General features: G+C 40.6%; 12 protein-coding genes. All 12 read left to right on the top strand.

The window, feature by feature from the left end; genetic code table 11:
* The first annotated feature begins 94 nt into the window (after positions 1-94).
* The 12 genes from J8M01_RS06150 to J8M01_RS06095 all read left to right on the top strand — a co-directional run bounded on the left by J8M01_RS06150 (position 95) and on the right by J8M01_RS06095 (position 13,619).
* Entirely contained in the window at positions 95-1,951 is a 1,857-nt protein-coding gene (locus J8M01_RS06150; RefSeq protein WP_210997806.1) for a S8 family peptidase, read from the top strand.
* 323 nt (positions 1,952-2,274) lie between these two features.
* Complete coding sequence (locus tag J8M01_RS06145) at positions 2,275-2,934, top strand: hypothetical protein (RefSeq protein WP_192509588.1); 660 nt, start codon at positions 2,275-2,277, stop codon at positions 2,932-2,934.
* 579 nt (positions 2,935-3,513) lie between these two features.
* Positions 3,514-5,127, top strand: coding sequence for an aromatic amino acid ammonia-lyase (locus J8M01_RS06140; protein WP_192509587.1), 1,614 nt, complete (start codon positions 3,514-3,516; stop codon positions 5,125-5,127).
* Between the two features lie 28 nt (positions 5,128-5,155).
* On the top strand, positions 5,156-5,431 hold the full coding sequence (locus J8M01_RS06135; RefSeq protein ID WP_192509586.1) for a phosphopantetheine-binding protein: 276 nt from the start codon (positions 5,156-5,158) through the stop codon (positions 5,429-5,431).
* 35 nt (positions 5,432-5,466) lie between these two features.
* Complete coding sequence (locus tag J8M01_RS06130; protein WP_192509585.1) at positions 5,467-6,990, top strand: AMP-binding protein; 1,524 nt, start codon at positions 5,467-5,469, stop codon at positions 6,988-6,990.
* Positions 6,983-9,166 carry a beta-ketoacyl-[acyl-carrier-protein] synthase family protein gene (locus J8M01_RS06125; RefSeq protein ID WP_211057376.1) on the top strand — a complete coding sequence of 728 codons (2,184 nt, stop codon included), beginning with the start codon at positions 6,983-6,985 and terminating at the stop codon, positions 9,164-9,166. The genes J8M01_RS06130 and J8M01_RS06125 overlap by 8 nt, the downstream gene beginning before the upstream one ends.
* Positions 9,163-9,930, top strand: a complete 768-nt coding sequence (locus J8M01_RS06120; RefSeq protein WP_192509583.1) for an ABC transporter ATP-binding protein — start codon at positions 9,163-9,165, stop codon at positions 9,928-9,930. The genes J8M01_RS06125 and J8M01_RS06120 overlap by 4 nt, the downstream gene beginning before the upstream one ends.
* Entirely contained in the window at positions 9,923-11,038 is a 1,116-nt protein-coding gene (locus tag J8M01_RS06115) for an ABC transporter permease (RefSeq protein WP_192509582.1), read from the top strand. Before J8M01_RS06120 ends, J8M01_RS06115 begins: the two co-directional genes overlap by 8 nt.
* Positions 11,035-11,433, top strand: coding sequence for a 3-hydroxyacyl-ACP dehydratase FabZ (gene fabZ, locus J8M01_RS06110; RefSeq protein ID WP_192509581.1), 399 nt, complete (start codon positions 11,035-11,037; stop codon positions 11,431-11,433). The genes J8M01_RS06115 and fabZ overlap by 4 nt, the downstream gene beginning before the upstream one ends.
* A 13-nt stretch (positions 11,434-11,446) precedes the next feature.
* Entirely contained in the window at positions 11,447-12,166 is a 720-nt protein-coding gene (locus tag J8M01_RS06105; protein WP_211057375.1) for an SDR family oxidoreductase, read from the top strand.
* Positions 12,163-12,870: a hypothetical protein gene (locus J8M01_RS06100; protein ID WP_192509579.1), complete on the top strand. Its 708-nt coding sequence runs from the start codon at positions 12,163-12,165 to the stop codon at positions 12,868-12,870. Before J8M01_RS06105 ends, J8M01_RS06100 begins: the two co-directional genes overlap by 4 nt.
* Positions 12,867-13,619 carry an alpha/beta fold hydrolase gene (locus tag J8M01_RS06095; RefSeq protein ID WP_211057374.1) on the top strand — a complete coding sequence of 251 codons (753 nt, stop codon included), beginning with the start codon at positions 12,867-12,869 and terminating at the stop codon, positions 13,617-13,619. The genes J8M01_RS06100 and J8M01_RS06095 overlap by 4 nt, the downstream gene beginning before the upstream one ends.
* Positions 13,620-13,621 lie beyond the last annotated feature (2 nt).

The following is a 13,621-nucleotide window of genomic DNA, read 5'->3' as shown; positions in this document are numbered from 1 at the left end:
GTTACATCTAAGTAAAAAAAATGTTTGTTTTATTTGTGAACAATGATAATAATTTGTGTGTTTTTTAACCACAACAACATGTAAAGGAAACACAATGCGTAAATTAAGTTCACTTACACTTGCTGTACTCACTGGTTTATCTAGCCAGTGTTTCGCTGCTGAAATGGTTGATGTAGACCCAAAGAAAGCAATTGAAGGCAAATATATCGTTGTATTCGATACACCAAAAATAATTAATAATCTCGATGAAAAAGCCATTGCGACCTACATAGATCAACAAGTGAATATGCTTAACAGCAAATACAATGTCACGGTTGAGAAAAAGTTTGGTACTGCGCTAAATGGCGTTTTGGTTGACGCATCAGTTAAGCAAATTCATACCTTACTTAATGATCCGAGCGTTAAATATGTTGAGCAAGATCAAATTGTATCCATCACACCTTTGGTCTCAGCTAAAGCGGATCAAGGCAACGCAATTTGGGGTTTAGACCGAGTTGACCAAACTGATCTACCGCTTAACTCTAATTATCATTACGACTATGATGGCTCAGGTGTCACTGCGTATGTAATTGACACTGGTGTCCTTATCAGTCATAACGAGTTTGGCAATAGAGCAAGTCATGGTTATGACTTTGTTGATAACGACTCAAATGCAACAGACTGTAACGGCCACGGTACGCATGTCGCGGGCACAGTGGGTGGCAGTAGCTACGGCGTTGCAAAAAATGTCAATGTTGTCGGTGTACGAGTTCTTGGATGTAATGGCTCAGGAACTAACTCTGGTGTTATCGCAGGTATCAACTGGGTTAAAAATAATGCATCAGGGCCTTCTGTTGCCAACATGAGTCTAGGAGGCGGCGCATCTCAAGCAACAGATGATGCAGTTAACAATGCCGTAGCAGCAGGTATCAGCTTTGTTGTTGCGGCCGGAAATGACAATAGCAGTGCTTGTAATTACTCCCCAGCTCGCGCAGCCAACGCAATCACGGTCGGTTCAACAACCAGCAGCGATAGCCGCTCTAGTTTTTCAAATTACGGTAACTGCCTCGATATTTACGCACCAGGTTCAAGCATTAAGTCTGCATGGTATAACTCTAACTCCGCAACGAATACAATCAGTGGCACCTCTATGGCATCACCCCATGTTGCTGGCGCTGTTGCATTATACTTAGACCAAAACCCGAGTTTAACGCCATCGCAAATTGACAGCCTACTGGGCCAAAGAAGCTCTAAAAATAAAGTATCTGATGCCAAGTCTGGCTCGCCAAATGAATTGCTGTATACATTAGCGGGTTCTACACCACCTCCTCCACCGCCAGTGGTCATTGAACTTAATAATGGACAATCTGTTTCTGCCAGTGGTGCCAATGGCTCCCAAACGCTCTATAAAATAGCAGTCCCTCAAGGAAGCAGCTCTTTATCTATTAATCTAGCGGGTGGCACAGGCGATGCTGATCTATACACACAAGTAGGCCAAGAGCCAACCCTAACAAGCTACAATTGTCGACCTTATAAGAACGGCAATAGCGAGAGCTGTAGCTTTACAGACCCTTCAGCTGGCGACTGGTATATTTTACTTAACGGATATAGCCAATACGCAAATGCTTCTTTAACTGCTTCATTTGATACACAAGGTGGATGTGGTAGTAACTGTCTTGACAATGGCACACCAATCAACAATATTTCTGGTAGTCAAAATCAAGAGATTTTTTACACCATCGACGTACCTGCAAACGTCACATTAAATGTCAGCACATCTGGCGGTTCAGGTGATGCCGACCTATATGTCCGTAAAGGCTCTAAACCGACCACAAGCAGTTACGATTGTCGCCCTTATGCAAACGGAAATACTGAAAATTGTAGCCTGAATTCAGGCCAAGGTGGTACTTACCACATTATGCTAAGGGGTTACTCTGCATTTTCGAACCTGACTTTACTCGGTCAATACTAACGAGTGACGCGGTAGAACTATATTAGGGCCAATGAGTTGGCCCTTTTTTGATCATATCAAGCATAACGACTCACCTAAACGTTCAGTCTGCCCCATTCTGAATTACCCCTCACAAATCCAATACTTGTAACTAAATCAAAGTACTAAGTATCTAGTCATACAAGTTGTTTGGTAAATGTAAAAACTCGTTATAAAAAAATACAATTTAATACAACTTCATTTTTTATAATACGACCCTAACCCATTACAATAACTTAACACTTCAACAAGTACCCGTTAACGGTATAAATACTCACTCTCAAAATTTAAAGGATATAAATACTATGAAAGCACTAAAGCTATACATACCCATCTTATCTAGTCTACTCGTTGCTTGCTCGTCAGAAGATATTGAAACGGCTAATTTCGGCTCTGATACCTACAAGAATGATTATAACTACGTTAATGCCACGCAATATGAAGTCGCGTTTCACATGGCCAATACAGAGCTAGATGGAGATGAGCGAGATGTGAGTAACGACAAGTATCATGTTGCGACACTCGCACGAGATTCAACACCGGCAAGAATACGTCATGAACACAACACAAACCGCCGTATAAGCTTCTACGCCAAGTCTGTAAATAAATTAGGCATGCTTAGGCAAGAAAAGCTTAAAGTTAACAATAAACAAAACTATCATGTTATTGCTTGGCAAGATGACGCCGAAAAAATTCAAATCAAGTTACTCGAAAAGCAAAAACAAAATAAAGCCGATTTCTTTGCCATTCGCATACTGTCTAATGAAACGCTGACTATCACCATCAATGATCAAGCTATAAATACCAATAAAGGTGAAGTAACAAGTTGGTATTATGTCGATGACTGTAATTCAGACATAATAATAAATGAGAAGCCATTAGACCTTTGTGCTATTTCTTTAGACCAATCTTATACATTAGTAATGAACAATAAAGATATTGAAGAAATAATATTAGAAGAATAGCCATAGTATAAAAACTCTAAAAATATATGATTAGAATATTAATTCTAATCATATATACCCACAAGGGGAGCAAATTATAAATATAAAAAACAAAAAAACGAATTCATTATACAACAAACGGGCATTCACAAAAATTATCATTAATTTAATTATTTCAATTTATTAAATTATTCATTCTCAGTATGACATCCAACGTTCAAGTCAAAAAATAAAACACATAAAAACCAACCACTTAAAAGCATTAAAATTAAAAACTTCATATATCCTACATACTCTAATCCCTCATTTTACAACGACTGTAAATTTAGTATTTTTTTGCCATTGACATAATTTAAACATGGACTTAACCTTGTTCCGCTTTCGAAACTTGGGGTTTATAAAACGTAGTATAGATTATCTAACCCCTTACTTAACGTTTCATTATTGGAAACCAATTAAATAAAAAGTATTAATATATTCATTAATAAATAATACAAAGCAGGTTTGATCTAGCTATAAAAAACACGATGCCATTCATTATATAAATGGACGTGTTTTGCTATTTCTCATTGCACACACTTGACACTTACAAGGACAATCATGGATCAGAGTCACATCATTAATGATGAAATCAAAGTTGAAGAGCAGTTAGGCAATATAGTGTTTATTTCACAACAAACTTTATCACTAGAAGCAGTTCAACAATACGCATCAAAGCCACTATCAATTATCAAATTAGATAGCGCTGAGCTGAAAGATAAAATACTGAGTAATAGACAATATTTAGATAACAAGCTAGAAAACAAAGAAGACATTTATGGTGTTACAACAGGATTTGGTAACTCTGCGAGTAATCGAATTTCCCCCAGTTTATCAGAAGACTTGCAACAAAACTTAATTGCATATCACGGCTGTGGTGTCGGTGAGTATTTGTCTGAAGAAGACTGTGCCGCAACATTACTTATTCGCATGAATTGTAATGCAAAAGGCTATTCTGGTGTAAGTTGGCAACTACTTGAACAAATGGAAACGTTTTTAAACCACCGCATTATTCCAGCAATACCTTCAATGGGCTCAGTTGGAGCAAGTGGCGACTTAACACCACTTTCATATATTGGCGCAGCACTTGGCGGTAAAAGAAATGTGTATTATAAAGGCCAAATTCGACCAACTGCTGAGGTATTAGCTGAACTTAACATTGCCCCATATAAATTAAAGCCTAAAGAAGGTTTAGCAATAATGAACGGTACATCGGTCATGTCTGGTGTTGCTGTTAATGCAATTAAAGAAATCAATCAAGCGGTTGATTTTAGCTGCAAGCTTATCGCCTTATTTGTTGAGCTGATTGAAGGTCGCACATCACCATTTCACAAACGCGTTCATGAATTAAAACCACATGAAGGGCAACAACGTGTCGCCGCTAAAATTTTAGAAAGGTTAAAAGATCCTGAACAACGTCTTGGTCGTCGTAACCGCACAGATGACAATATTGAGCATGGTAAGAAAGAATCTTTCAGACTACAAGATAGTTACTCTATTCGCTGCTCTCCACAAGTGCTAGGTCCACTTGTTGACGCAACAATTTGGGCTGAAAAAATCATGACAACCGAAATAAACTCGGTAAACGACAACCCATTATTTGACAATGAACAAGACCTTATTTTAAATGCAGGTCATTTCTACGGCGGGCATGTTGCGTCTGTTTGTGATGCTTTAAAGCCCTTGGTCGCAAATATGGGCGCGCTGCTTGAAAGAGAGCTGGGTATTTTAGTCGATGATCGACTCAATGGCGGCATCGCTAATAACTTAGTCGCGACGGAAGATCTTGGCGATAAAGCGTGGATCCACCATGGTTTCAAAGCGATGCAAATTTCTGCATCTGCACTGGTTGCCGAAGCATTAAAGCAAGCAAATCCTGCCTCTGTATTTTCTCGTACAACCGAAGCGCTTAATCAAGATATTGTCAGTATGGGAACTATCGCAGCACGTGATTTAAAACGCATTGTTGAACTTATCAAACCTGTTATTGCAATTCAGGCAATGGCCGTTAGACAAGCCTATTATGTTCATGGTGCAGATAAAAAAGCGCAGGATCTCAACCCTTTATCAAAAGAATTCTTTGACCTACTAAGCAGTAACTTTGAGCCAGTCATTGAAGACCGCCCAATGGACCGTGAAATTGTGAAAATGGTCGACGCATTATTTGGTAAATAACCACTCTAAACAGAAAAGGATGATAAAAATGAGTACTTTAGAATCAATTAGCACCTTCCTGAAACAAGATATTATTGTCGACAGCCTTGAGGTTGTCGACAGTGTTGAAGAAATCGATAGCAATGCGCAATTGGTAGGTGACGGATTAGACCTTGATAGCATCGAAGTTTTAGATTTAGTGGTCTCAGTAGAGAAAAAATACAATTTTAAGTTTAAGGATTTTCCTGAAACGGTTATCCAAGACAAGATGAAAAATATCAATTCATTAAGTCAATTTATCTACGAGCAAACACAAGGGCAATAATTGCCCTTACCCTATTATCTAGCTGGAAGGATCCCATGCAGTCAGTCGATACTATTATCACGCAGCTCAAAGTGATGCTTGTTTCTGATTTAGAAGTATTGCCAGAACAAGCAGCAAATTTGAGTATTTCTCAGAGTTTATTAGAAACCCCGGTATTTCTAGACTCTGTAGACCTAATGCAACTTTATGCACAGTGCAAAAAAACCTTTGCGCTATCAGTAATATCTGAACCAAGTTTTCCTTCTCTTGAACAGCTTGCGACTGCCATTATTGATTCAGCAAAACATCAAGCGTTACCAGTGCAAACAGGTTACTTTTACGATAACCAAAATACACCTCTGTCTGAAGGGAGTGTATTAGATTTAATCGCCTTGGCTGCATATTCCAATATAGATATTAAACCAAATAATGAGTCTGGACACGTGTACGTTAAAGACTCATCACCTTTGGATATTATAAAAACAGTCTGTGTACTGCTGTCTCTTGGTTATACACCTATATTGAGCGCCGCGAAACATGCGCCAAATAACGCCTTTTCATGGCAACAGTTACCCAAAAACCCCTCTAATATAAACCACAACAGGCATCAATTATTGCCATTTCTGCAAATGGAGTTAATCGACAATAACATTGGTTTCGAAACATCTGGCAGTACAGGAACACCACAGCAATGGTTTAAATCCATAAGAGCACTCTTGAATGAAGCGGATACTTTTACTCAGAGCTTTGATTTTTCTGATGTTGACTACATAACGGCTTGTGTCGACCTTCGCCATATGTATGGCTTTGTATGGGGCTTTGCGCTCCCATTAAAACTTAACATACCCGTTCATTATCAGCACAGTAATACACCACAATTGTGCCCTGTTAAGCAGCAAAATAATGCCTGTATTGTCACGCCTACATTATGGGACTTTGCTGCTGAACAACTATGCTCAAAAACCAAGTTGCTCGTCAGTTCAGGTGCCGCATTTGGTGCACAAAGAACGGCAAAACTTGAAGAAATACAAAAAGAAAAACAACTTATATGTCCCGCAATTGAAGTACTTGGAAGCACCGAGACAGGTGCGCTTGGATACCGAACGCTTAAAACGACCTCTCGCTATTTTACGCGTTTTAACGTCGTCAACTTCAAACTAGCAGATAATGGACAGTATCAAATAACGTCTCCCTTTCTCGCGTCTGGACTAACGACGTTTTCATTGCAAGATAAACTCAACTTCATTGATGAGAATACCTTCGAACACCTTGGTCGGTTAGACAAAATATTTAAATACGCTGGTAAACGCGTCTCAATCAAAGCGGTAGAAGATGTTCTAAGTCATGTGTTTAGTGATTTGAATAACAAAGTTTACTTTATCGAAGATACTCGCAACATCAAAGGTGGTGAACTCGTTGCATTCGTAGAAAGCCCCAAACTGTCATTAACCGATTTTGCTGATTTTCAACATCACTTTGTAGATCTCCCGATACCTAAAATTAATTTTATAAAAAGCTTTCCCATTAATGACATGGGCAAAACCACTCTTTCAGCGCTTAAGGAAATGATACATGATTGAGCAAGATAAATCGGCAGTAGTTACCGGGTACGGTGTACTGTGTTCAATTGGTGAAAGTACTTCATCTTTACATCAAGCTATGGTCGCAGGACTGTCCGGAGTTGGTGATATAGAACGATTTTCAACCGATGGATTGGTAAACCGCAAAGGGGCACTCGTTAAACAGGTAGAAAATATCAGTGGCAATCATTTTGAGCACCAAGACTTAGCTACGCACTTTGCCATACAGGCAATTGAAGAAGCCCTAGAACAAGCACACTTGACGTGTGAGCAGTTAATGAACGTCCGCGTCGCATTGTGTCTTGGTAATGCAAATTGTGGCCAATATTCATTTTTAAATGGTATTAGAAATCACCAACCTGAACGTTGTCAGTTTTTTCCGCCGCACCATATCACCGAATCAGTGAGATCTCACTTCAATATACTGGGCCCAACCATCACGTTTACGTCTGCATGTACCGCCAGTAGCAGCGCCATCGCGCATGGCAAACGGTTAATTGAATCTGACGAAGTGGACATTGTCATTGCAGGGGGAACAGACGCACTCGCAGAGCTAGTATATGGAGGGTTTCATTCTGTACAATCGCTAAGTAATGATGTGTGCTCTCCTTATGATGATAAGACGGGTCTGAGTTTGGGTGAGGGTGCCGGATTTATAGTATTAGAATCTGCGACACACGCACATAACCGACATGTTGACATTAAATATCGTATTTTGGCGACAGGCTCAAGCCTAGATGGGTTTCATGCAACTGCTCCGAACCCAGAAGGTGCTGGCGTTACCCGTTCTTTCAAGCAGGCATTAAAATACTCAGCTATAACGGCAGAGCAACTTGAGTACATCAATAGTCACGGTACTGGCACACCAGCAAATGATGGCTCTGAGCTAAACGGTATTACCAATGCAATTGGCCAAGAACTCGCTCAACGTGTTCCTATCTCAAGTTCAAAGTCTTATTTCGGGCATACTTTAGGCGCTGCAGGCGCGATTGAGTTTATTTCTTCAGCCGTCGCTATAGACAATGGTTTCCTACCAGCCACCTTAAATGGGGAGAATATCAGGCCCGATTGTCAAGGCTACAACCTTATTATAAATGATGTGAAGCAGCAAAATACCGCACACTTTGCTGTCACCAACTCTGCATTTGGTGGTCACAATACAACGCTCATTGTCAGTAAAAATAATGTCCAGTCACTGCCTGTGCCTACACATCGTGTGTTTATTCTTGGTAGTGCATATTTATCAGACACCACTGTCTTGCAGAGTCAAAGCTCCGAAATTACCTTACCAAACCCTTTTGTACTGAAAGATCACTTCCCTAAACTTTTTCAAAGACGCATGACCACTGTTTCACAGTTTGCATTGGGTGCAACAGCCTATGCGCTACAAGACTGTAATCGAACATTTACCGAGTCTGAGTTTGATAGTTTTGGGGCTTATTTCGCTTGTTCTTTAGGTTCTGCGGATGTGCTTGATAAAAATATAAATACCTTATTCACACAGGGCATTAGTGAACTAAAAAGCACCGTTTTCCCTAATACTGTCGTTAACGCTACTCTTGGTCAACTTGCTATTACATTTGGCTTTAAAGGCAGTGCGACCTGTATTAGTGATCTAGGTAATGACCACCTACAAGCCCTCAACCTTGCCTACGCTCATTTGCGAGAAGGAAGGCAAGCATACGGGGTTGTTTGTAGCGCTGAAGATATTAATACCATCAGCAAAACAGCATTTGAAACAGCACCAATTGAGCCATTAAATCAAGGGGCCTACAGTTGTAGCCTAGTACTTGCCAACGAAACACAATTAACACCGAACGATAACCCTATTGCAGAAGTCATAAAGTGCTTGAATATTACCGATAGCCAAAATGATGCTCATTGCCTCACTCAATTAAATACACTGCAAACACAAGGGGTTACGATTGAAGATATTTACTTAACCGTACTGGACGATAGCCACATACCTCCACTGCTTACTTATTTAGATAAAGCCTTCCCACAAGCGAGAATTACACAAAATAAACCCGCTTCTGTGACCTGTGCAATCGGCCCTTCAATTCACCAAGCGTTGCAAATGAATAAATCGCAATATGCCTTAGTAGTCAGCGTCAATCTTACTGGGGCACTGAGCGCCTGTATTTTAAAAAGTCTAAAAAATAAGGAAATCACATGACAAGCGTCATAGAAGTTAAATCTTTGCGAAAGGTGTATTCACGGACCAATAAAGTAGCAGTCGATGATGTCTCATTTTCGGTTCAAGAAGGCGAATGTTTTGGTTTACTAGGCCCAAATGGTGCCGGAAAAACAACCACTTTAGAAATTCTTCAAGGTTTGCGTAAGCCGACCTCTGGAGAAATCACTTTATTTGGCTACACATGGCAAAAACATGAAACACAATTGCGTGGCCTGATGGGAGGTGTCATGCAACACAACAACCTGTACGACAAACTCAAAGTTAAGGAGTGTGTTGAACTGTTTGCAAGCTTCTATCAAAACTATACGCCCATACTGGAATTACTCGAGCGTTTCAATTTGCTCGAGAAAAAAGATGCATGGTTAAGTGAGTTAAGTGGTGGTCAGAAACAACGCGTCTTTTTAGCCATGGCGGTTGTTGGACAACCTCGATTGGTTTTTCTCGATGAGCCGACCACTGGGCTTGATCCGACTAGCCGACAAGACTTCTGGCATATCATCAAAGATTTAAAAGAATCTGGTACCTGCATTTTGATGACAACGCACTATATGGATGAAGCGGAATTCCTATGTGACAACTTAGCCATTATTAATTCAGGGAAAATTATCGAGGCTGGTCGCCCTAACGACATTATCAATCGTACGTTCGAAGCGCCCATTATTAAAGAACCACGAAAAGCCACACTCAACGACGTATTTTTAAAGTTAACAGGATCTTCAATTTCAAGGGAAAGTTATGCATAACGCAACTCCAGCTAAACTCTATCCGTTTTGGCAGTTAATGCTAATCAATATAAGGCCGTTCTTTAGAGACAGAGCCGTGCTGCTTTGGACCTTTGGTTTGCCAATTTTAATTGCACTTTTACTGATCCAGGCATTTTCTGGTGGCTCGCATATGACACCAGTTAACGTTGTGGTCATGCATGAAGCAAAAGTTGATGCTGCTTGGTTAAAAGCTATGCGCCAAGATCCGCTGGTGTCTGTGACTTCGCTCAACCAACCTGAATCAGAAGCGCTAGAACAAACATTTATTGATGCAGATGTAGAGCAGCCTATTGAGCATCCAAGTGACTTGCTACGCACACTGCAAAGCCAGTTGCGTCCTCAAGTCTATCTCACGCCAAATTCCATGTTTTCGACACACAATTCTGACGAAACCTTAAAAGCCCGCAATTACCTTATGCACTTAAAGGCAGCTGCACAGGATCAAGAAGTTCACAGTTCAGTGATCAGCATTAAAGGCTACAGATACACGGATTGGTTGATCCCTGGAATCATCGTATTACAAATTCTTGGTCTCGCTTTAGTATCTGTTGCAAATAGCTTGGTATCAGATAGACAGAATGGTTTTTTCAAGCGTATGCGTCTGTCTCCATTTAAGCGCCGGGACTATATCATTGGTATTGTATTAGCTCGACTATTTCTTCTTGTTTTTCAGATGATAATCTTATTTGTAGCCTTTAATTTATTATTCAATTACTCGTTACAAGGCAGCATCATAAATATTGTGGCTGTAATGACACTTGGCTCATTCTGTATTTGTATGTTGGGCGTACTGGTTGGTGCCAGAAGTCAGCGAGTTGAGGTGTCTTCTGGAATATCAAACTTACTCTACTTCCCTTTAATGTTTCTATCGGGTATCTATTTTGATACTGCTAACTTCCCAGACCTCCTTCGCGAAATTGTGTCTTACTTACCAACTACAGCGTTTTTAGATGCGCTGCGATTGGTGGCAAACGAAGGAGCAGACTTAGCAAGTGTTGCGAAGCAGCTATATATTTTAGCCGCCACGAGCATCGTGTTCTTCATAATTGTTTACCTTTGCTTTGATTGGGGAGATGAAAAAGCATGATCACAGATAACTTACCACATAAGGCACCATTCAAATTTGCCGACAAAATTGTTGAATTGACGCCTTCAGTACAAATTGTTGGACTGAAGTTTGTCTCTCACAACGAGCCGGGTCTAGAAGGACACTTCCCTGATCAGCCTATTTTCCCTGGCGTTCTGATCATTGAAACAATGGCTCAGATCAGCGGGTTGTGCTGCGGTACGGGTAAATCTGGTGGCATGCTTTCTTGTATTGAAAAAGCAAAATTCTCTCGGCCAGTACACCCAGGAGACATCATTAAAGTAGTGTCAAATCTTACGACGGAATTTGGCAGTATGGCCAAATTCAAAGCACAGGCTTATGTTGATGATGAACTTGTCGCAAAAGCCGATTTAGTTATTAGTTACGTAAATTAGTAAGGAAACAGACGTGTTTAGTCAGCAAATTGTTTTAATAACCGGTGTATCACGCGGTATAGGTAAAGGTCTTGCGCATTCTTTTTTACAAGAAGGCGCTCAAGTTTACGGAATATGTCGCTCTACAGACCCGATTGATGGCCTGGAAAGTGACCGTTTCACGCAACTTTCAGGTTCAGTAACAGATCAAGCTTTTATTACCTCTGCTATTACCGAAATTATTGCCCGTCATCAAAAAATCGATGTCTTAATCAATAACGCAGGGGTAGCACAAGATGCCCTATTTCAAACAATGTCGTTTGCACAATTTGACCACGTCCTCTCTACTAATTTTTTGGGCACATTGCATTTAACACAAGCGGTTTTGCCGCATATGCAAAAAGCTCAAAAAGGCAAAATTATTAATATGGTATCTCAAAGTGGCGTGAGTGGCAGAGAAGGTCAAGCCAATTATGCGTGCTCCAAAGGCGCTATTATCGGGTTAACACGGACTGTTGCCCGCCAATATGGTAAAGATGGCATTTACTGTAATGCCCTCTCGCCCACTTTTATTAGCACCGATATGATTGACCATATACCTCAATCTATTATTGAACCCGTGCTATCGCATACTGCACTTGGCAGAGTAGGAAGTGTACAGGAAATATCCGATGCCACACTATACCTAGCATCTACTGCTTCAAACTATCAAACTGGTGCTGTTGTGCGTTTAGATGGAGGCCTTGCAGTATGACCTCTCGTACATATTTGTATTTTCATGCGAACAATGAATTTGATGCGCACGCAATTGAAACACTTATTGCGCAGCAACACCTAGTGGTACTGATCAACCCAGCAGATAATTTATCTGTCCAGTTCACCCAGTTACCACAATTTAAGTTTAACGACACCGTTCAAGTTGAGTTAAGTAATGCATTAAGTGACTTTATTGACCAACGTGCAGAGCAATCTCCTTTGCATGTTATTCATGCCGTAAATAATATTGATGAGCGCGCAGTCACAACAGATACAGCAGCTGGTTTTGCTATTACTCGGCACTTAAATCAAGGCTTTCAAGCTATGAAAGCCTTGGCTGACGGCTTTCGTGTCTACGGTGGAAACTTAGTGTTCCTCATGCAGTCAGACACTTTGAATTACCAACACAGTGCAACATCAAGTGTCTGCAATCATGCTCAAAACGCCTTCATGATGACGTTAGCACGCGAGTATCAGGGCACGGGGTTTACTGCAAACAGTTTCGTTCTACCTATGATGGCCGCAGATACTAAGCAGGCCAAAAAGCGCAAACGTGAATTAAAAGGCGGCGTGCTAGGTGCACGCCCATTAGTCAGCAGTTACCAAGAAATAACACGCTATATCACTGATTTTGTAACGACTAATTCGCTGCTAAATGGTCAATGTATCGCCTTCACACCTTGCTTGGAGATGAAGCTGTGAACAAGGTTGACTTATATTGTTTTCATCATGCTGGTGGTTCGTCTGTGTTATATCGGCAATGGCAAACATTGCTGCCTAATAACTGGACACTTCACGCAGTGGACTTACCGGGACGCGGAATAAAAGCAGGTACTGTACCATTGGATCAGTGGCCTGCTCTTTTGGAGTATCTCAATCACGAAGTCGTTCTAAATGAAAATAATAAGTCAGTGTTCTTTGGTCACAGCCTTGGTGCCATGATCGCGTATTACTTGACCTGCGATCAAATTAAAAAGCAGAAAGTACTGCCGTCAGCTTTGTTTCTTTCTGCATGTCGCGCCCCACAACAAAAGCCGCATACGCACTATAGTCAGCTCTGTGACACAGCACTTTATCACGCTTTAATTGAGCATGGTTTACTGCCTAATAGGAAGTTAACTGATGATGTCGCAAAACTCATTACAGACGTATTCAGAAGCGACTTTAAGTTAGCAGAATTCCCGCCTACTACGACAAAAGATGCGTTATTAACAATGCCCGTGCATATCTTACATGCCAATAAAGACACTGTAGTTCCACATAGGAGTATTGCTTCATGGCCTCAATTTTGTGTTAAACATTGTTTTCACCAGTTCAACGGTGACCATATGTATATTGAGAATCAAAGACATACCGTAATTGACCTACTTCATTCGTTTGAAAATCAACAAATAAACTCAACTCCACCAAATAATAATTACAACGATAAGTGGCCAATGCCGCTTTGCTAACC

It is taken from the genome of Pseudoalteromonas sp. MMG005, assembly GCF_018101015.1.
GTDB classification, from domain to species: domain Bacteria; phylum Pseudomonadota; class Gammaproteobacteria; order Enterobacterales; family Alteromonadaceae; genus Pseudoalteromonas; species Pseudoalteromonas aurantia.
The sequence above is the reverse complement of the archived record's forward strand: the minus strand, read 5'-3'. Positions and strand labels throughout refer to the sequence as shown.